This window comes from Cognatazoarcus halotolerans (genome assembly GCF_009800965.1).
GTDB classification, from domain to species: domain Bacteria; phylum Pseudomonadota; class Gammaproteobacteria; order Burkholderiales; family Rhodocyclaceae; genus Cognatazoarcus; species Cognatazoarcus halotolerans.
Genome location: NZ_WUAF01000025.1, coordinates 1 through 18,264 on the forward strand (window position 1 = coordinate 1; position 18,264 = coordinate 18,264).

The 18,264-nt window shown below is 62.0% G+C and carries 17 protein-coding genes; 11 read left to right on the plus strand and 6 right to left on the minus strand.

Annotated features, from left to right (window positions below):
* Positions 1–170: 170 nt before the first annotated feature.
* Positions 171–1,292: a hypothetical protein gene (locus GQB03_RS20530; RefSeq protein ID WP_159693301.1), complete on the plus strand. Its 1,122-nt coding sequence runs from the start codon at positions 171–173 to the stop codon at positions 1,290–1,292.
* 87 nt (positions 1,293–1,379) lie between these two features.
* The gene (locus GQB03_RS20535; protein ID WP_159693303.1) at positions 1,380–1,826 is read left to right on the plus strand and encodes a hypothetical protein; all 447 of its coding nucleotides are present in this window, start codon (positions 1,380–1,382) and stop codon (positions 1,824–1,826) included.
* A gap of 39 nt (positions 1,827–1,865) precedes the next feature.
* Here GQB03_RS20535 and GQB03_RS20540 read toward each other — a convergent pair whose 3' ends face one another.
* Both GQB03_RS20540 and GQB03_RS20545 read right to left on the minus strand, forming a co-directional pair.
* Positions 1,866–2,879 carry an IS110 family RNA-guided transposase gene (locus tag GQB03_RS20540; RefSeq protein ID WP_159693305.1) on the minus strand — a complete coding sequence of 338 codons (1,014 nt, stop codon included), beginning with the start codon at positions 2,877–2,879 and terminating at the stop codon, positions 1,866–1,868.
* 440 nt (positions 2,880–3,319) lie between these two features.
* Positions 3,320–4,558 carry a hypothetical protein gene (locus GQB03_RS20545; protein ID WP_159693307.1) on the minus strand — a complete coding sequence of 413 codons (1,239 nt, stop codon included), beginning with the start codon at positions 4,556–4,558 and terminating at the stop codon, positions 3,320–3,322.
* Positions 4,559–5,246: 688 nt separating this feature from the next.
* Between GQB03_RS20545 and GQB03_RS20550 the strand changes: the two genes are divergently transcribed.
* Positions 5,247–6,203, plus strand: a complete 957-nt coding sequence (locus tag GQB03_RS20550) for a ketopantoate reductase family protein (protein ID WP_159693309.1) — start codon at positions 5,247–5,249, stop codon at positions 6,201–6,203.
* Positions 6,204–6,328: 125 nt separating this feature from the next.
* On the opposite strand, the gene GQB03_RS20555 is transcribed toward GQB03_RS20550, so the two are convergent.
* The gene (locus GQB03_RS20555; RefSeq protein ID WP_159693311.1) at positions 6,329–7,537 is read right to left on the minus strand and encodes an amino acid aminotransferase; all 1,209 of its coding nucleotides are present in this window, start codon (positions 7,535–7,537) and stop codon (positions 6,329–6,331) included.
* A gap of 189 nt (positions 7,538–7,726) precedes the next feature.
* Between GQB03_RS20555 and GQB03_RS20560 the strand changes: the two genes are divergently transcribed.
* From GQB03_RS20560 to GQB03_RS20570, 3 genes are read left to right on the plus strand one after another with little or no spacing between them, the layout of a single operon-like run.
* Positions 7,727–8,110 carry a thioredoxin family protein gene (locus GQB03_RS20560; protein WP_159693313.1) on the plus strand — a complete coding sequence of 128 codons (384 nt, stop codon included), beginning with the start codon at positions 7,727–7,729 and terminating at the stop codon, positions 8,108–8,110.
* A gap of 6 nt (positions 8,111–8,116) precedes the next feature.
* Positions 8,117–10,165 carry an excinuclease ABC subunit UvrB gene (gene uvrB / locus GQB03_RS20565; protein WP_159693315.1) on the plus strand — a complete coding sequence of 683 codons (2,049 nt, stop codon included), beginning with the start codon at positions 8,117–8,119 and terminating at the stop codon, positions 10,163–10,165.
* Positions 10,166–10,211: 46 nt separating this feature from the next.
* Positions 10,212–10,691 carry a low molecular weight protein-tyrosine-phosphatase gene (locus tag GQB03_RS20570; protein ID WP_159693317.1) on the plus strand — a complete coding sequence of 160 codons (480 nt, stop codon included), beginning with the start codon at positions 10,212–10,214 and terminating at the stop codon, positions 10,689–10,691.
* A 72-nt stretch (positions 10,692–10,763) separates the two neighbouring features.
* On the opposite strand, the gene GQB03_RS20575 is transcribed toward GQB03_RS20570, so the two are convergent.
* A complete protein-coding gene (locus tag GQB03_RS20575; protein ID WP_159693319.1) occupies positions 10,764–13,829 on the minus strand; it encodes an Rne/Rng family ribonuclease in 3,066 nt (1,021 codons plus the stop codon).
* 372 nt (positions 13,830–14,201) lie between these two features.
* On the opposite strand from GQB03_RS20575, the gene GQB03_RS20580 reads away from it, so the two are divergent.
* Genes GQB03_RS20580 through GQB03_RS20590 form a run of 3 tightly spaced genes read left to right on the plus strand, consistent with a single transcriptional unit; the run spans position 14,202 to position 16,133 of the window.
* Positions 14,202–15,158 (plus strand): RluA family pseudouridine synthase, encoded by a 957-nt coding sequence (locus GQB03_RS20580; RefSeq protein WP_159693321.1) that lies wholly within the window; start codon positions 14,202–14,204, stop codon positions 15,156–15,158.
* Positions 15,151–15,807, plus strand: a complete 657-nt coding sequence (locus GQB03_RS20585; protein ID WP_159693323.1) for an HAD-IIIA family hydrolase — start codon at positions 15,151–15,153, stop codon at positions 15,805–15,807. Before GQB03_RS20580 ends, GQB03_RS20585 begins: the two co-directional genes overlap by 8 nt.
* Positions 15,786–16,133, plus strand: coding sequence for a Rieske (2Fe-2S) protein (locus tag GQB03_RS20590; protein WP_159693325.1), 348 nt, complete (start codon positions 15,786–15,788; stop codon positions 16,131–16,133). Before GQB03_RS20585 ends, GQB03_RS20590 begins: the two co-directional genes overlap by 22 nt.
* 22 nt (positions 16,134–16,155) lie before the next feature.
* Here GQB03_RS20590 and GQB03_RS20595 read toward each other — a convergent pair whose 3' ends face one another.
* Positions 16,156–16,881, minus strand: coding sequence for an SAM-dependent methyltransferase (locus GQB03_RS20595; RefSeq protein WP_159693327.1), 726 nt, complete (start codon positions 16,879–16,881; stop codon positions 16,156–16,158).
* The gene (locus GQB03_RS20600) at positions 16,878–17,453 is read right to left on the minus strand and encodes a Maf family protein (RefSeq protein WP_159693329.1); all 576 of its coding nucleotides are present in this window, start codon (positions 17,451–17,453) and stop codon (positions 16,878–16,880) included. Before GQB03_RS20600 ends, GQB03_RS20595 begins: the two co-directional genes overlap by 4 nt.
* Before the next feature lie 74 nt (positions 17,454–17,527).
* Between GQB03_RS20600 and GQB03_RS20605 the strand changes: the two genes are divergently transcribed.
* Entirely contained in the window at positions 17,528–18,025 is a 498-nt protein-coding gene (locus tag GQB03_RS20605) for a YceD family protein (RefSeq protein ID WP_159693331.1), read from the plus strand.
* A gap of 27 nt (positions 18,026–18,052) precedes the next feature.
* Positions 18,053–18,232 (plus strand): 50S ribosomal protein L32, encoded by a 180-nt coding sequence (rpmF, locus tag GQB03_RS20610; RefSeq protein ID WP_159693333.1) that lies wholly within the window; start codon positions 18,053–18,055, stop codon positions 18,230–18,232.
* Positions 18,233–18,264: the final 32 nt, after the last annotated feature.

An 18,264-nucleotide genomic window follows, 5' to 3' on the forward strand; every position in this document is an offset into this window, starting at 1 on the left:
AAGGCCAGTATCAAGACCAAGCGATTGTTGGCGGCAACATCCGATGAGTACCGCGCCGAGTTGCTCGGATTCGAGCCGGAAGACGAGGATGACGATTGATGACGTTCGCGTAGCTGCGGGAGCCCTGGGAAGTCTACGACAACCAATCCCAAGAAAAATTTGTCGCGGTGGTGTCTGAGAAAGACGGTCAAGGAAAGCCGTTTCTACCGATCTACTACAAGTCGCGGATATACATTGACCTTAGCGAACCAGATAAGTACAGCGACAATTTTGAGAGGCTTCTGCGGTGGGTTTTCGACAAGCCTCTCTATCAAAAGCCGGCCCTCGGGGAAAAGCCAGCGTTTCTAAGCGATGGAGAACACATTTCGCTTGGAACTACTCCTGCATTCAAACGATGCATCGACGCGATAAAGAACAGCAAGCCTTTCGCATCTGGAGCGTTGGAAGAATATTGCGAACTATTCGTGCAGAATTTCGAGCGATTTCGCATCTCAAAGGTTGATGGTCGCGAATTCGATGATGAACTCATCAGGAATATTGAAGATTTCCTGCCTTATAGAAACGAAGCAATCCAACTATTTATTACGGTGGCGCAGTACGCCCCGAATCAGGAGTTCATTGGGCGCATTCATCGCTTCTTTGAGTCTCTCATTCCTTACATGCAGAGGCCCAGTGACATTCAGCAATCGAACGAATGGGATTTTGATAATTTCAAGTTTCTGGTGCACGAGCTGTTTCTATATGCGGTTGCAGCACTACTCAAACAAGACCGATTAGAAGAAGCAGCCGACTTTTTGTCACGCCAGTACTACCTCCCAGGCAACTCGGACTATGGCCGGGACTCAATGGTTGGATATTTGGTGTTCCGTGAATATCTGAAGTCCCTTGAGCATAGGAACGAAAGGCTGAATCTTCGTAAATTGTCGCTCCATTCGAATTTATTGAAGGAGCGATCTGCCGGGATAAGCATCGAGTTCCGCCACTTGATGCAAGCCGACTTCATCGCGTTCCTTCGCGCAGAAATTGAAATCAACGACGAATGGAACCGCTGGTGGCCCGAAACACTTCTTCATGTCGGCCATTTTCATAGTGCTTTCGAGGTGTTTGCACGATCATCCTCTAAAGCCTACTTCGACCGAGCAAAACGTCTGATTGCAATTCAATCGCCGTCCGATCTCGCTCCACTGTTCGAGCAATACCAGACCGGTCGTCGCAAGCTGCCCACCTGGGAAATGAATAGGTTCAGGCCGGCAGCACTTGTCGGTTTTGAACATCTAGCAACCCGAGCGTAATCAGTGAAAAGGCATAACTCTGTGGCCCACTGGACGCTGCGCGATAATGCCGCGCAGCGCCGGTGACCTTCACGTTGGGCATAAGCCATGCGCGACGAAATCTACATTCTCAACTTGTGCGACGCAATCTTGAGATCGCGATCGGAGCGTCAGTGTCGGTTCTCATTCTTGGTGGGTGATACCGGAAGAAGACTTCCGGTCGACGCCTATTACCCGCATCTCCGCCTGGTGATTGAATACCACGAAAGGCAGCATTCCGTGGCGGTGCCGTTCTTCGACAACAAAGCTACGGTCAGCGGTGTTCCTCGCGGAGTACAGAGAGCCATCTATGATCAGCGGCGAAGAGAAGTCCTTCCTCAACACGGGCTGCAATTGATCGAGTTCAGTGTTGCCGAATTCATCTGCAAAGGGCGACGCTTGAAGCGCCGCGAAGGGGAAGACTTGCAAGTCATTCGCCAGAAGTTGCAGCCGTTCATTGCCCAACAAGGCGCTTCATCCGACCGTCAAAATGCTGCGCATTTTGTCGTCGGCTGAGCTTTGTCGTTGGGCGTCAAAGTGAGGACGACATGAGGGTCAGATACCGTCTTTCGAGTCAAGGGCTGGCAGGCAAAAGTCTGGCCGAAACGGCTCTCCAGATCGGACCACGCCATAGATCAGGTGAACGAGCTTTCTCATCGCTGCACCAATGACCGCCTTGGGCGCCAGACCGTTGGCACGTAATCGTTCGCCGAAGACTTTCAGGATCGGATTGTGGCGTAGGGCCACCATGCCGGGCATGTAGAGCGCCTTCCTGATCGACGTATGGCCGGTTCGGCTGATCACGCTGCGGCCACGCACCGATGAGCCTGAGAGTCTCAGGCGAGGGCTCACCCCCACAAAGGCTGCAAGGGCCTTGGCCGATCGGAAGCGGCGCACATCTCCCAGATAGGCGAGGACCTTGGCAACGGTCGAGGGGCCGACACCGGGGATGGATTTCATCAACTCGGCATCCTTCTTCAGTTCTGGATGGCGGTCGATGTGATCATCGATATCGTCGCTCAGGTGTGCAATTTTCTGCTCGAGCCATTCAAGGTGCTCGCGCACTTCAGTCATCATCTCGCTGTCTGCGTTGGCCCGATGGGCTTCGAGCCGGTTCGCTTCCTGCTGATGCATCTGTTTGAGTGCCTCCACGCGCTCGACCTTGAGGCGAAGCTGCCGGTAGGCTGGCGGCGGGGCGCTCCAGGGAGCAGGACGAATCGCAGCACAGAACCGGGCCAACAAGGCAGCATCGGCCTTGTCGGTCTTGTTTCGAACCAGCTCACTCTGGGCAAACCCTTTGATCTGAGCCGGATTGACCACACTTACCCGCCAGCCCCGGTCAGCAAGGAACACCGCCACCGACTCACTGTACGGGCCTGTTGCTTCCAGGCAGATATGGCAATTGCCTTCATGGGCGCCACGCTCACGCACCCACCCTTCAAGCTCCGGATGACCGGTGCTGTCGTTGCTTACAACCTTTGAGCGCACCTTGCCTGCGTGAAGCAGCGCAAGATCAAGCTTTCGCTTTGAAACATCGATACCAAGAACAAACTGGACTGAATTGTTCATCGCACGACCTACCTCGTATGCGGGCTCACGCCGATACCGTGACCCAAGTCACCGTCCGGACTGACGCGCTGAACATAATGGGCGGGGCACCTATCTGACCCACGGGCTCAGAGGCCCAAAGTCTCGCCAATGTCATCCCGCCCAGCCTCGAGAACATCGACTCGATTGTCTTTGTTTGCAAGGCGATCGGAAAGATACGAGGTCTAGAACCGTTTAAAGAGGAGACTATAGCTCTCTCGTTCGCACTGTCCGTGCCCTTATCACAGGCCCGACTGTCGTAAAGTGCATGCCGAACGCCTCGATGTGCGAATCATGACATGAGGTCGGATCAATGTAGTGAACCGGGACCCGCAGCGGTGCGTGCCGAGTCGGTCGGGGAATTGGTTTGCGTGGCCTGCTTTGGCCGCGGACCAAGCGCTGCAGCGGCGTCCGCTTGCACCTCAGCGTGGTTCGGGTGGTGTCAGCAGGTGCTGCTGCAGCCGCCCTGCGGCCAGTTCGGCATCGAGCCATTCACCCAGGATCTCGACCACTTGCTTCGACCACAGCTCACCGCCAGGAAACTCCGACTGCACCACAAGTTGGCGCTTCGCCGCATCGTAGCCGATGGCGACGGGCACATGCGCCATCATCAACCGAGCGAAGCTCGTTGATGGCGGGTCTCCGGCCTCGGCTGCCGCGCGGCGGCCTTGTAGTTCGTCTTCGGCGTAACTTAGCAGGGCCCACCACATTGCCGGCGCAACCGGCCATAGCAGGTAGCGCGGTGCACGCACGGCGCGGCCCATCGGCGCTTGCGACCCGATCTCGTAGCGGGATTGCCAGCGTGGCTTCGGCTCAGCTGGCGGCGCTCGGCGCAGCAGGTGCTCGTCGCCCTTTGGCCCGCGCGTCCACACGAAGTGCTCAGCCAGCCATTCTCGGGTCGTCGCCTCGGGGGTGCTCGCGCCCAGAACCTTGGCATCGAAGTGCAGCAGGTCGCGCTGACCGTCCGCCAGGTTGATGAGCAACAGGGCGCCATCGTGTGCCGAGGCGGCTTCGCTCTGCAGCTGCGACACCAGCTTGCTGCCTTGCGGCGACAGGGCGAGAACCGGCTCGCCCGGGGCCGTGAAGCCGGGCGCCTGCATGAGTTCCACCGCCTGACTTTGCAAGGTGGTCACATCAAGCACCACGCGGTGATTCAGCAACAGACGGCGCCCGCCTTGCAACTGGCGCACATCCTCGGCCGAATCGCGAATGTTCACGTGATGCACCGGGCCGGGTTGACCACCGTCGGCATCGAGCCACTGCACGGTGGCACGGCGGCGCTCATTGGCGGGTGCCACCATCAGGGCCTGCAGCTGACCCGCGTCTTCGGTGAACAGGTAGAGCGCTTCCTTGCCCGCCAGCACGGCGGGGCGGGGCGCGCCGGGCAGCACCCAGGCATCCCAGAAATCCTGGTCCGCCGATTGGCCCGCCGGGCCGGGCAACGCGACCGGACGCCCCTGGTGCAATACCTCGAACCGCAGCACGGTGTGCCGGGTGAAGCCGACGTTGGCATTGAAATCGCGCGTGCGCTCCGTGGTCTCGACGATGCTGATCCCGCCCACGGCGGCCACGGGTGCAGCCGTGCTGCCCTGGCCAAACAAGCCTGCGGAGACCAAGGGCGCCGCGAGGGGCAACAGGGACAGTGCCCACCATCGTTTCATTCGCCACCTCCGAGTAACCCACACGTATGCCAGGCGCGGCCAGTGTGTGCGGGATTTGTTCTGGGCGTTGATCCGCTGATGGTGCGGGTGACAGCCGATAGGCACGGAAAATGGTATTTGCCGGTCGTCGCGCGCAACAGGGCGGTCAGTCAAGCCGCTCGCCAACACAGCCGGCATTCTGCGCCGTGTTGTGAACGGTTTTTGCCATTTTTTTGCGCCCGACGACTCTGCGTAGTGGCGGCGGCTGACCGCCAACCGGGAGGGCGTCCCTCTCTCCCTCAAGCGATGTACCCATGGATGCCGAATTTATCCTCGGACCTGCCGGCAAGGAAAGGACGGTACCTCTGGAAAGGCGCGAAGGGTGAGGTGAGATTGGATCAATGTCTGAAGTGCATTCTGACTCGGCGGGAGGCAACCCCGTTGGCTATGGGGTCAGTGCCCGGGCTGTGCGGAACACCGGTAAATCTGCACATGAGCCTTGGGTCATGAGCCAGACACCGGCATTGACCCCGGTGCTACCACGTCGTACCTTCCTTGCGACGGAGACAGACGGAACAGGCCGCTTGAAATGGGCTGTTGTTCATTGGCCGGTCAGGTGCTCCTTATTTGCTGCGGTGTCCGAGGGGGAAGCCGCGAGGCGGATGCCTATCCCGACTGGATTTGTTGTGAATCGACAGGAAGGTGAATCTTGAAAGAGACAACCCGCATTTTCATTGTCGGCGGAGGGGCTATCGGGTTTTCGCTGGCCGCACACCTCAAAGCAGCTGGTCGGGATGTGACCGTTCTTCGAGTCAGCGGGAACGCCCCGGAGGAAGCAACCCAAACCATCGCTGTGCGGTCGGGAGAGGGGGACATCCTTGAGCAGGAAGTCGTTTCCAGGCCCTTGTCATCGCAGGGCGAGATTGACGGACTCGTCGTCCTGGCAACCAAGGCCAACGTGAACGACTACTTGGCGGAGGTATTGTCGAGGAGCGCACATTCGACCGATCTTCTGGTCATGCAAAACGGCATCGGTGTTGAACGCCCCTTCCTGGGAAAAGGCTTCAGTAGTCTTTCGCGATGTGTTGTGTACATCACGGCTGAGAAGGTCGGAGACGGCAGCTATACAGCGCGGATGGTCAAACCGTCACCGATCGGTTCGGTCGGTGCTGCCGATGACAGGAGCGCAGAGATTGCAGGAAGGCTCAGCACAGAAACGCTGGCTTTTTACAGAGAAGACGACATCGACCGTGAGATCTGGAAGAAAGGAATCATAAACACGGTCTTCAATTCGGTGTGCCCGTTGCTGGATGTGGACAACGGTATTTTTGATCGTGATGACACGGTAATGGGGCTTGCGAGGGAAATCGTCATGGAGTGCGTCCCCGTCGCAAGCAGGCTCGGGGTCGCGGTCAGCGCCGAAGAGATTCTTGATCAGATAGTCATGATCAGCAGAAGGTCAAAGGGTCAGCTTATTTCAACCCTTCAGGACATCAGGGCAAATCGAGATACCGAGATTGCTTACTTCAACCTGGAGATCTGTCGGGTTGGGGGCGAAACAGAACCACCAATTGATCTCCCATTGACAAGGATGTTGGGGCTATTGACCCTGAAGAAGGCAGAGATCGCCAAGGAGCGAGCCAAAATCGGGGAAAAAGCACACTGATCAAGGTCGGATCGTGTTCGCGGAGCGAGCCACGAGCAAATTGTTCTATTGAACGCGACCGGATCTGAAGGCAAAGAAAAAGCGGGGCATCAAGCCCCGCCGTGTGTTGTCAGCTCGGCCTGCAGTCAGGCTTTCACCACCGCTGCGATCGCGTCGGCGACGTAGTCGATGTTTTTCGAGTTGAGCGCCGCGAGGCAGATGCGGCCGGTGGACACCGCGTAGATGCCGAACTCGTTCTTCAGCAACTCGACCTGGGCGACGGTGAGACCGGTGTAGGAGAACATGCCGCGTTGCTTGGCGACAAAGGAGAAGTCCTGTGCCACGCCGCGGCTGGCGAGTTTTTCGACCAGGCCGGTGCGCATGCTGCGAATCCGCACGCGCATGCCGGCGAGTTCGTCTTCCCACATCTGGCGCAGTTCGGGCGAGTTGAGCACCGCAGCGACGACCGCGCCGCCGTGGATCGGCGGGTTGGAGTAGTTGGTGCGGATCACCCGCTTGACCTGCGACATCACGCGGGCGGCTTCATCTTTGCTGGCGGTGACGATGGACAGCGCGCCGACTCGCTCGCCGTACAGCGAGAAGGATTTGGAGAAGGAGCTGGAGACGAAGAACTGCAGGCCCGACGCAGTGAAGGCGCGAACCGCCACGGCATCGGGCTCGATGCCTTCGGCAAAACCCTGGTAGGCCATGTCGAGGAAGGGCACCAGCGCGTGCTCGCGGCACAACTCGACGACCTCGTTCCACTGGGCGTCGGAGAGATCGGCACCGGTGGGGTTGTGGCAGCATGCGTGCAGCACGATGACCGAGCCCGGCGGCAGGCTGGCGAGCTTCGTCTTCATGCCGTCGAAGTTCACGCCGCGGGTGGCGGCATCGTAATAGGGGTAGGTTTCGACCGGGAAGCCGGCGCCTTCGAACAGTGCGCGGTGGTTTTCCCAGCTGGGGTCGGAGATATACACGGTGGTGCCGGGCAGCAGGCGCTTGAGGTAGTCGGCGCCGACCTTGAGCGCGCCGGTGCCGCCGAGAGCCTGGATGGTGACGACCTGGCCATTGGCCAGCAGGGCGGAGTCCTTGCCGAAGAGCAGGTTCTGTACGCCGGAGTTGTAGGCGGCGTTGCCTTCGATGGGCTGGTAGCCGCGCGGCGGCTGGGCTTCGAGGCGGGCTTTTTCAGCGCTGCGAACCGCCGCGAGCAGCGGGATCTTGCCGTTGTCATCGTAGTAGACGCCGACGCCGAGATTGACCTTGCTGCCGCGGGTGTCCGCTGCAAAGGCCTCGTTGAGGCCAAGGATCGGATCGCGGGGGGCCATCTCGACAGCGGAGAAGATCGAACTGGACATGGATGCTCCTGGTGTGCCGTGTTGCGGATGTTGGTGGGTAGATTCCGGGGCCGTCCGGGCAATCCGGAAGGCGCAGTAGTCTAGCACGCCGGAGGGAGCGTACGCGCGGGCGACCCGCGGGCTTGTTGCGGAATATAATCACCGGTTTGCGACACGCCCGGCGAGGGCGGCGCGCTGGAGTCTGGACTCATGGTCGAAGCAGCTTCCTGCGGATTTTCGGTGGTCTGTCTGTGTGCGGACTGGTGCGGTACCTGCCGCGACTACCGCGCGCAGTTCGATGCGCTGGCCGCGGAGTTCGCCGACGGGCGCTTCGTCTGGTTCGACATCGAGGACGATGCCGAACGTGTCGGGCACATCGACGTCGAGACCTTCCCGACCTTGCTCATCGAACGCGCCGGTCATGTGGTGTACCTCGGTGCGGTGTTGCCGGACCCGGGCCATGCGCGACGTCTCATCGCCTCGTTTGCCGGAATGACGGGGGATGAGGCGGGGCGATACGCGCAGGCAAACGCCGAGCGGGCCGAATGGCAGTCGCTCATGCCGACCCTGGAACCTGAAACCCGCGAGGGCTGAGCAGGCATGGACGAACCCCAGATTGTCACCTATCCCGGCAGCCCCTTCCGCCTTCACCAGCCGTTCCCGCCGGCCGGCGACCAGCCCGAGGCGATTCGCCTGCTGGTCGAGGGGATCGACGACGGCCTGTTGTTCCAGACCCTGCTGGGCGTGACCGGTTCGGGCAAGACCTACACGATGGCCAACGTCATCGCCCGCTGCGGCCGTCCGGCGCTGGTGCTGGCCCATAACAAGACGCTGGCGGCACAGCTCTACGCGGAGTTTCGCGAGTTCCTGCCCGAGAACGCGGTCGAGTACTTCGTTTCCTACTACGACTACTACCAGCCCGAGGCCTATGTGCCTTCGCGTGACCTGTTCATCGAAAAGGACTCGTCGATCAACGAGCACATCGAGCAGATGCGCCTGTCGGCCACCAAGAGCCTGATGGAGCGCCGGGACGTGGTGATCGTGGCGAGCGTGTCGTGCATCTACGGTATCGGCGATCCGGTGGATTATCACAGCATGGTGCTGCATCTGCGCGAGGGCGAGAAGGTGGCTCATCGCGAGCTGATCCAGCGCCTGGTGGCGATGCAATACACCCGCGCCGACCTGGATTTCCGCCGTGGGACCTTTCGGGTGCGCGGCGACGTGGTCGATGTGTTCCCGGCGGAGAACGCGGAACTCGCAGTGAGGGTGGAGATGTTCGACGACGAGATCGAGCACCTGACCCTGTTCGATCCGCTCACCGGTCACCTCAAGCAGAAGCTGGTGCGCTTCACCGTTTACCCGTCGAGTCATTACGTGACGCCGCGGGCCACCGTGCTGGAGGCGATCGAGCGGATCAAGGAGGAGTTGCGCGATCGCATCGAGCATTACCAGCGCAGCGCCAAGCTGGTGGAGGCGCAGCGCATCGAGCAGCGCACCCGCTTCGACCTCGAGATGCTCAACGAGCTGGGGTTCTGCAAGGGCATCGAGAACTACTCGCGCCATCTCTCGGGGCGTGGGCCGGGCGAGGCGCCTCCGACGCTGATCGACTATCTGCCGTCCGACGCGCTGATGTTCATCGACGAGTCGCATGTGTCGATCGGGCAGGTCGGGGCGATGTACAAGGGCGACCGCTCGCGCAAGGAGAACCTCGTCGAGTACGGCTTCCGCCTGCCTTCGGCGATGGACAACCGGCCGCTCAAGTTCGACGAGTTCGAACGCCTGCTGCCGCAGACCATCTTCGTTTCTGCGACGCCTGCCGCCTACGAGGCCGAACATCAGGGGCAGGTGGTGGAGCAGGTGGTGCGCCCGACGGGGCTGATCGATCCGGTGGTGGAGGTACGGCCGGCGCTGACCCAGGTGGACGACTTGCTGATGGAACTCAAGCGCCGGATCGAGGTACATGAGCGGGTGCTGGTCACTGTGCTGACCAAGCGTCTGGCCGAGGATCTGACCGACTACCTGGCCGAGAACGGCATCAAGGTGCGTTACCTGCATTCGGACATCGACACGGTCGAGCGGGTGGAGATCATTCGCGACCTGCGCCTCGGCGAATTCGATGTGCTGGTGGGCATCAACCTGCTGCGCGAGGGCCTCGATATTCCCGAGGTGTCGCTGGTCGCGATTCTGGACGCGGACAAGGAGGGTTTCCTGCGCTCCGAGCGTTCGTTGATCCAGACCATCGGCCGCGCGGCGCGCCATATCAACGGAACCGCCATCCTCTACGCGGACCGGATCACTGATTCGATGCGCGCGGCCATCGGCGAGACCGAGCGCCGTCGCGAGAAGCAGATTGCCCACAACCTCGCGAATGGCATCGTCCCGCGGACGGTGAGCAAGCGCATCAAGGACATCATCGACGGCGTCTATGACGAGGCGCAGGATGAAAAGGCCAGCGTCGGCGGGGGCAAGGGCGCGGTCGACTATGCGGCGATGGACGAGAAGTCGCTTGCCAAGGCGATCAAGAAGCTCGAGAAGGAGATGCAGGAGTTCGCCCGCAATCTCGAGTTCGAGAAGGCTGCAGCCGCCCGCGATGAGCTCTTCAAGTTGAGAAGGACGGCGTTCGGCGCCGATCAGCACGGCGATGCTTAAGCGCTGGCTGCGAGGGGCGCTCAAGGGGGAAGAGGAGAATCCCGCAATGCACCGGATACTTTTTGTCTGTTCGGGCAATATCTGCCGTTCGCCGACCGCGGACGGGATAGCGCGGCACTGGATAGGCGAATACGGGTTGTCCGGCCTGATAGCGGTCGACTCCGCCGGCACCGGGGGCTACCACGTTGGCGAAGCGCCCGACCCGCGGGCACAGAAGGCTGCCTTGCGGCGGGGCTATGACCTCTCGAAGCTACGCGCGCGCAAGCTGGTCGCGCAGGACTACGAGAAGTTTGACCTGTTGCTGGCGATGGACGATGGCCACCTTCAATTCATGCGCCGCCAGTGCCCGCCGGAGCATGCCGGCAAGCTGAAACTGCTCATGGATTTTGCCCTGCAGGCGGGTTCGGACGAGGTGCCCGATCCATACTACGGCGGCGAGGCGGGCTTCGAAGTGGTGCTGGACTTGTGCGAAGCCGGCGTGCAAGGCGTTCTCTCGCACTTCCGCGCAAGGTCGGGGGCGGCCTGAGCGAAGCTGCGGTGAAGAAAAAAGGCCAGCCCGCAGGCTGGCCTTTTTCATGTGCGCCTTTCGGAGCGGTGCTTACTTGCCGTGGGTCTGCACCTGCTGCAGTTCCTCGGTCTCGACAACCGGCCTCGGACGCGGACGGCGACCCAGCTTGACCGGGGCCTCCGTTTCGGCAACGACCGCGGTAGCCAGCTTGGCAGGGTTGGTTTCGACCATCTGCAGACCGATTTCCTCGAGCGGCGCGCCAAGGTCTATTGCCTGCTGAACGATTGCGGGTGCCGGTTCGGGCTCTGCTGCGGGAAGCGCCTCGGCGATGGGGGCCGCGGCCTGAACAGGTTCGGTCTCCGGGGCCGATGCGACGACGACTTCTGGTGCCGGCTCGACGGTCGGCGTTTCGGACGACGTATCGACCGGCACATCGGCCACTGCGGCTTCGGCTTGGGTGGAAGTCATTTCTTCCCGTACCTCGGCGATGATGGCTGGTGCCTCGTCGGCCGCGACAACGAGTGCCGGAGCTGCTTCGGGCGTCTCGTTCTCGACGGCAGCGGGTTCGACCGCCGCGATGACGACGCTCTCGCGCGGTTCAGCCTGAGGTGTTTCCGCTTCGACCACAGGCACCGGCATCGGGGCGGGCGCCTCGTCAAGCGCCGGCGAGGTGATTTCTTCTGCCGGACCCGCCGCTACCGGCAGCGGTGCCGGTTCGACCGGTGCCGCGACCGGCTCAGCCAGCGTGGTATCGGCTTCGCGAGCCTCGGCGCGAGGCGTTTCGCTGATTTCGAGCTGGACGGCCTCGACGACGGCCGCTGCCGCGATCGGTGCAGCCGCTGCTACGGCGGCGGCGCCCTCGACACCCAGATTCTCGCTGGAGCCGTCCGCATTGCGCTGCTCGTCGCTGCGACGCTCGCCACGGCGACCACGGCGGCTGCGGCGGCTACGCGGCGGCGTTGCACCTTCAGCGGCCTCGTCGGCCGGTGCGTCAGGGACCGGATTCACGGTCTCTTCTGCGCTGGCCACGACGGCAAGCGGCAAGGTGCTCTGCGACTCGTCAACCGGCTTTTGTGCGGCGTCCTTCTTCTGGCGCGGCTCGCGCGGCGGGCGGGGCTGACGCGGCTCGCGCGCCTGGGCCTGGCCTTCGGCTTTTTCTTCGCTGCGCTCACCACCCTTGCGACGGTTGTTGCCACGCTCCTCGCCACGCTCGCTGCGGTTGCGCGCGGCCTGCTTTTCGGCATCGCGCTCGGCGCGATCCGGGCGTTCCGCACGATCGTTGCGCTCGCCGCGCGACTCGTCACGCTGGCCGTCCCGGCGATTGCGGCCGCCGCGACCACCGTCACGCCGGCCGTCACTGCGACCGTTGCGGCCTTCGCGACGGGCGGGCTCGGCCGGCTTGGGCTCGGCCACCGGTGCGGCAGGCTGTTGCGGCTCGCCGCGGAACCACGAGAACAGCTTCGAGAAGATGCCCTTGGCGGGCGCGGTGACAGGCGCTGCGATGCTTGCCTCGGGTTGCGGCTGGGTTTCGACCACCGGGGCGGGTTGTCCCGGCGAGATACCCTTGACCGCGGCTTCCTGGCGGGCGGGTGCGGCTTCGTTGCGTGCCGAAGGCGGACGATAGCCTTCCTCCGCCGGTTTGGCGGCCATCTGGTAGCTCGGAACGGTTGACTCTTCGGCGTTGAGCTGGTCGTGGCGCAGGCGGATGATCTCGTGCTGTGGTGTTTCGAGATGGCGATTGGGAATCACGACGATGTTGACCTTGTGCCGCATCTCGATATGCGCGATGTCGACCCGCTTTTCGTTGAGCAGGAAGGTCGCGACATCGACCGGCACCTGGCAATGCACTGCGCCGGTGTTGTCCTTCATCGCCTCTTCTTCGATGATCCGCACGATGTGCAGGGCCGAGGACTCGGTGCTGCGGATGTGACCGGTGCCGTTGCAGCGCGGGCAGGGGATATAGCTGGTTTCGGCCAGCGCCGGGCGCAGCCGCTGGCGCGACAGTTCGAGCAGGCCGAAGCGGCTGATCTTGCCAGTCTGGACCCGGGCACGGTCATGGCGAAGCGCATCGCGCAGGCGGTTCTCGACTTCGCGCTGGTTCTTCTGCGACTCCATGTCGATGAAGTCAATGACGATCAGGCCGCCCAAGTCGCGCAGGCGAAGCTGGCGGGCAATCTCGTCGGCGGCTTCCTGGTTGGTGCGAAGCGCGGTTTCCTCGATGTCGGCACCGCGGGTCGCACGGCCGGAGTTCACGTCCACCGAAACCAGCGCTTCGGTGTGATCGATCACCACCGCGCCACCCGATGGCAGGTTGACCTGGCGGGAGTAGGCGGATTCGATCTGGTGTTCGATCTGGAAGCGCGAGAAGAGCGGTACGTCGTCGTGATAGCGCTTCACCCGGTTCACGTTCTGCGGCATCACGTGGGCCATGAACTGGCGCGCCTGCTCATAGACGTCGTCGGTGTCGATCAGGATTTCGCCGATGTCAGGCTGGAAGTAGTCGCGAATCGCGCGGATGACGAGGCTGCCTTCCTGGTAGATCAGGAATGCGCCGGGCTGGGTATTGGCGGCCCCTTCGATGGCCAGCCACAGCTGCATCAGGTAGTTGAGGTCCCACTGCAGCTCTTCGCTGTTGCGACCGATGGCGGCGGTGCGAGCGATCAGGCTCATGCCGTTTGGCACTTCGAGCTGATCCATGACCTCGCGAAGCTCGGCACGTTCATCACCCTCCACACGGCGCGAAACGCCGCCGCCGCGGGGATTGTTGGGCATCAGTACCAGATACCGGCCGGCGAGAGAGATGTAGGTGGTGAGTGCCGCGCCTTTGTTGCCGCGCTCGTCCTTTTCGACCTGGACGATCAGCTCCTGACCTTCCTTCAGCGCGTCCTGGATGCGCGGGCGGCCCTCGCCATTGCCGGCGGCGAAGTAACTCTTGGAAATTTCCTTGAATGGCAGGAAGCCGTGACGTTCCGCGCCGTAATCGACGAATGCAGCTTCCAGGCTGGGTTCGATGCGGGTGATGACCGCCTTGTAAATGTTGCTTTTGCGTTCTTCTTTGGTGGCCGATTCGATATCGAGGTCGATCAGTTTCTGACCGTCAACGATTCCAACGCGGAGTTCCTCGGCCTGCGTTGCATTGAAAAGCATGCGCTTCATCTGGATCTGTCTCCCGCGTAAACACGGGCAGGACAAACCGCGCACCTTCGTGCAGACGGGGATTTCAGCTGATTTTGGGTTTGCTCATCCGGAGTCTTGATTGCTTAACGAGGGGTGGCTGTCTGTTTTTCAAAGCGTCCCGCCTGACGGGCCGGACGAAGAATTCCTGCGTGTGTGTCGTACGCGCAAATAAAACCAACGTGATCAAAAGGGTGTCTGTTGCGGTACCATCGCAGCCTTTTTGCGGCTGCGGCAGACCGTTGATCGTACGGGAGCTCGCTAGTGGGCTCATGACTGTCCACCCGTAGCCGCATTCGTGCGGCAAGAATGTCAGCCCTTACCAGGGCGATCAGTGCAGAAGTATAGGGCAGGATGAAGGACTTAGGCAAAACGCTTGAAGTGCGACGTGAAAAGGTGGACGAGGCCTCGGCAGGGCAGCGTATCGACAATTTCCTGATGCGCCTGCTGAAAGGCGTGCCGAAGAGCCATGTCTACCGCATTCTGCGAAGCGGTGAGGTGCGCGTGAATGGCGGACGCATCCCCCAGACCTACCGTCTTTGCGAGGGTGACGAGGTGCGGGTGCCGCCCGTGCGGGTGGCGAGCCGTGAGGAGCCGGCGGTGCCGATCGGTACGCCGTTCGACATCGTTTATGAAGATGACGCACTTCTGGTCGTGAACAAACCGGCTGGATTGGCGGTGCATGGCGGCAGCGGCGTGAGCTTCGGTCTGATCGAGCAGCTCCGCCGACAGCGGCCGGAGGCTCGCTTCCTTGAGCTGGTCCATCGACTCGATCGCGAGACTTCGGGCTTGCTGATCGTGGCCCGCAGGCGTTCCGCGCTTACCGTCCTGCACGACCAGATGCGCGAAGGGCGGGTCAACAAGCGCTACCAGACGCTCGTTTCGGGGCGCTGGATGAATCCGCAGCAGCACATCAAGGAGCCGCTGTTCAAATATCTGACGCCCGAGGGCGAGCGACGGGTGCGGGTCGACCGTGACGGTAAGCCGGCGCACAGCGTGGTGCGGCTGTTGCGCCGCTGGCAGCGATTCAGCCTGCTCGAGGTGGAACTCAGGACGGGTCGGACCCATCAGATCCGGGTGCATCTCGCGCATCGAGGTTTTCCGCTTGCGGGAGACGACAAGTACGGGGATTTTCCGCTCAACAAGCAGCTGCAGCGCGAAGGGCTCAGGCGGATGTTCCTCCACGCCTGGCAGTTGAAGTTCCGTCATCCGTTGACGGACGCGCAGATAGAATTGTCGGCACGACTGCCGGATGATCTGGCCGGTTATCTGGCCGTGCTGGAGCAAACTGAGGAGCGGGACTATGGCTGAGCGATACCCGTGTCTGGTCTTTGACTGGGACGGTACCATCCTTGATTCGGCGGCGGCGATCGTCGAGGGCATCAAGCTCGCCAGTCGCGATCTGGGTTTGCCGGAGCCGAGCGACGAGCGCGCCCGGCACGTGATCGGGCTCGGTCTTCAGGATGCACTGAGTTATGCGGTGCCGGAACTGGCACCGTCGGATTATCCGCGGATGGTGGAGCGGTATCGCTACCACTACCTCTCGCGGGATCACGAGCTGAGCCTGTTCAACGGGGTATCGGAGATGATCGCCGAACTCGCCGAGCGCGGTCACCGACTCGCGGTTGCCACCGGCAAGAGTCGCAAGGGGCTCGATCGCGCGCTGGCCCACAGCGGGCTTGGCGTCCACTTCCACGCGACCCGCTGCGCCGACGAGTGTTTCTCGAAGCCCAATCCGGCAATGCTTTACGAACTCATGGACGAACTGGGCGCAGCGCCTTCCGAAGTGCTGATGATCGGCGACACCACCCACGATCTGCAGATGGCGGGCAATGCCGGCGTCGATGCGCTGGCGGTCAGCTTCGGTGCGCATCCCCGGTCACTGCTGCTTGCCGAATCGCCGGTTGCGTGCATCGATACCCCGGCCGATCTGCGGACATGGCTGCTCGCGAACGCCTGATCTGCGCGTCCGAAGCGCTGGAGGAGCGCGGCGACGGGGTGCGTTTCGAAATCGGTTCCGGCGCGGGGAAGCGCTGCGGCTTCGTGATCCGCTTTGATGGCCTGCCGCGCGCCTATTTCAATGAATGTGCACACATTCCGGTGGAACTCGACTGGTTGCCAGGGCAGTTCTTCGATGACGAGCGGCGGCTCCTGGTCTGCGCGACGCATGGGGCGATGTACGAGCCTGCTTCCGGATTCTGCGTTTCGGGTCCGTGCCGGGGCGCTCGGCTGCGACGGCTCGAAGTCGTGGAGCGCGACGGCAACATCTATCTGCAGGAAGACTGAGGGTCGGTCAGGTACCGGCTGTTCAGCCCGCGAGCAGGAGGAAGATCGTCGGACGTTTGGTGATCGCCGGTCTTTCGCGCTTGCGCCAGGCGCCGATGGTGTCGGTTCCGATCCATTCTTCGGCAGTCGACAGATCGCAGGCCACGCAAAGACGGGTGTGGCCATCGCAGTTGGCCAGCAGAGCATCGAACATCCTATCGTTGCGATACGGCGTCTCGATGAAGAGCTGTGTCTGGTCCTGACGGCGTGATTCCGCTTCGAGTTCGCGCAGGCGCCTGGCGCGCTCCTTTTCGTCAACCGGCAGATAGCCATGGAACGCGAACCGCTGTCCATTCAATCCGGAGCCCATCAGGGCGAGCAGCAGTGATGATGGGCCGGTGAGCGGGGTGACGCGGATTCCATGGCGATGTGCGGCGCCGACGAGCAGTGCGCCGGGATCGGCTACCGCCGGACAACCTGCTTCGGACATCAAGCCGAGATCGTTGCCGGCAAGCAGCGGCGCGAGCAGTGCCTCGAGCTCTTCGGCGCTCGGCGAGGCCGGAAGCTCACGAATATCAAGTTCGCGCATCGGCTTCGGATGCTCGAGCCGCTTGAGTTCGGCGCGCGCGGTCTTGGCGTTCTCGACAACGAAGTGAGTGAGTTCGCAGGCCTGATTCCGGACTTGTGCGGGGTGCGTGACGTCCCAGGCGCTTTCGCCCAGGCTGACGGGGACGAGGAACAGGGTTCCGGTGCTGGTTGCCGCGCTCATGGCAGGGCGATTCCTTCGTTCCGCAGCATGCCTGCAAGCGCGATCAGCGGCAGGCCGATCAATGCGTTCGGATCGTCGCCGCTCAGGGCGTCGAGCAGGGTGATTCCCAGGCCTTCGGCCTTGGCGCTGCCGGCGCAGTCGAGGGGCAGTTCGCGGGCAACGTAGCGTTCGATCTCTTCGACGCTGAGCGTGCGAAAGCGGACCTCGGTGGGGATCGCCCGCTGCTGGGCGATACCGGTGACGGTGTTGAGCAGGCACAGGGCGGTATGGAAAATAACGGTCTTTCCGCTCATTTCTGAGAGCTGGGCGATCGCGCGCGCCACGCTTCCCGGCTTGCCGTAGCGGCGCTGCCCCATGTGGGCGACCTGATCACTTCCTATGATCAAGGCGCCTGGAAAGCGGCGCGCGACGGCGTGGGCCTTGGCGAGCGCAAGCCGCTCTGCAGTCTGCTGCGGGGTTTCGTCGGCGAGCTCCGTCTCGTCGATATCGGGGCGAGCAACTTCGAACGGGATGCCGAAGCGCTCCAGGAGTTGGCGGCGATATGCCGAGCTTGAAGCAAGAACCAGCTGCATGATGAGAGTAGGCCTGCAAAAGGGCGCGAGCGCGCTTTGACTTGCAAAGCCGAAAATAATATCATCCGCGCCTTATGTCGCAAGAAAGCCTGAACATCGACCCGCTGGCGTTCGCACGGGATCACGGACAACGTGCCGGCGAGCTTGCTGTCGCAGCGTTCGAGCGTCTCGCGGACGTACGTGTCAGTGACGTCGGTTCGGTGCGGTACGTGGCTTCCGGGCGACTGGACGGTGAAGGCCAGAGGTGGCTGTCGGTTCATCTCGAGGGTGCGCTGCAGTTGCGTTGCCAGCGTTGTCTCGAAGCGGTCGACTGGCATTTCGATCTTGACAGCCGGTTGATGCTCGTTCCAGAGGGAAGGGCGCTGCCGGACGAAATGCTGGAAGAGGACGATTGGGATCCGATTCCGGTAGGCGCGAGACTCGATCTGCTTGCATTGTTTGAGGACGAGGTACTGCTGGCGATGCCGGCCGCGCCGCGTCATGAAAGTTGTGTAGCGCCGTCGAGGGTCGATGGCGACGACAGGATTACGCCTTTCGCTGCGCTTGCAAAGCTTCGCAGTCGAGAGGTGTGAAGCAATTAGTTTTGAAGGAGTTTTTCCATGGCCGTTCAACAGAACAAAAAATCCCCGTCCAAGCGCGGCATGCATCGCGCCCACGATTTCCTTACCAATCCGCCGGTCGCAGTCGAGCCGACCACGGGCGAAGTGCATCTGCGCCACCACATCAGCCCGAGCGGCTTCTATCGTGGCAAGAAGGTCGTGAAGACCAAGGGCGAGTAATCCTCTTGCACGTACGGCGCGGCGCCTCTGGC

Bases quoted from the DNA above. Each gene is read 5' to 3' on its own strand.
- uvrB (WP_159693315.1), top strand. From the start codon at position 8,117: ATGGACGAACCCCAGATTGTCACCTATCCCGGCAGCCCCTTCCGCCTT.
- GQB03_RS20590 (WP_159693325.1), top strand. From the start codon at position 15,786: ATGGCTGCTCGCGAACGCCTGATCTGCGCGTCCGAAGCGCTGGAGGAG.
- rpmF (WP_159693333.1), top strand. From the start codon at position 18,053: ATGGCCGTTCAACAGAACAAAAAATCCCCGTCCAAGCGCGGCATGCAT.
- GQB03_RS20545 (WP_159693307.1), bottom strand. From the start codon at position 4,558: ATGAAACGATGGTGGGCACTGTCCCTGTTGCCCCTCGCGGCGCCCTTG.
- GQB03_RS20605 (WP_159693331.1), top strand. From the start codon at position 17,528: ATGTCGCAAGAAAGCCTGAACATCGACCCGCTGGCGTTCGCACGGGAT.
- GQB03_RS20600 (WP_159693329.1), bottom strand. From the start codon at position 17,453: ATGCAGCTGGTTCTTGCTTCAAGCTCGGCATATCGCCGCCAACTCCTG.
- GQB03_RS20555 (WP_159693311.1), bottom strand. From the start codon at position 7,537: ATGTCCAGTTCGATCTTCTCCGCTGTCGAGATGGCCCCCCGCGATCCG.
- GQB03_RS20570 (WP_159693317.1), top strand. From the start codon at position 10,212: ATGCACCGGATACTTTTTGTCTGTTCGGGCAATATCTGCCGTTCGCCG.
- GQB03_RS20575 (WP_159693319.1), bottom strand. From the start codon at position 13,829: ATGAAGCGCATGCTTTTCAATGCAACGCAGGCCGAGGAACTCCGCGTT.
- GQB03_RS20560 (WP_159693313.1), top strand. From the start codon at position 7,727: ATGGTCGAAGCAGCTTCCTGCGGATTTTCGGTGGTCTGTCTGTGTGCG.
- GQB03_RS20540 (WP_159693305.1), bottom strand. From the start codon at position 2,879: ATGAACAATTCAGTCCAGTTTGTTCTTGGTATCGATGTTTCAAAGCGA.
- GQB03_RS20585 (WP_159693323.1), top strand. From the start codon at position 15,151: ATGGCTGAGCGATACCCGTGTCTGGTCTTTGACTGGGACGGTACCATC.
- GQB03_RS20580 (WP_159693321.1), top strand. From the start codon at position 14,202: ATGAAGGACTTAGGCAAAACGCTTGAAGTGCGACGTGAAAAGGTGGAC.
- GQB03_RS20535 (WP_159693303.1), top strand. From the start codon at position 1,380: ATGCGCGACGAAATCTACATTCTCAACTTGTGCGACGCAATCTTGAGA.
- GQB03_RS20595 (WP_159693327.1), bottom strand. From the start codon at position 16,881: ATGAGCGCGGCAACCAGCACCGGAACCCTGTTCCTCGTCCCCGTCAGC.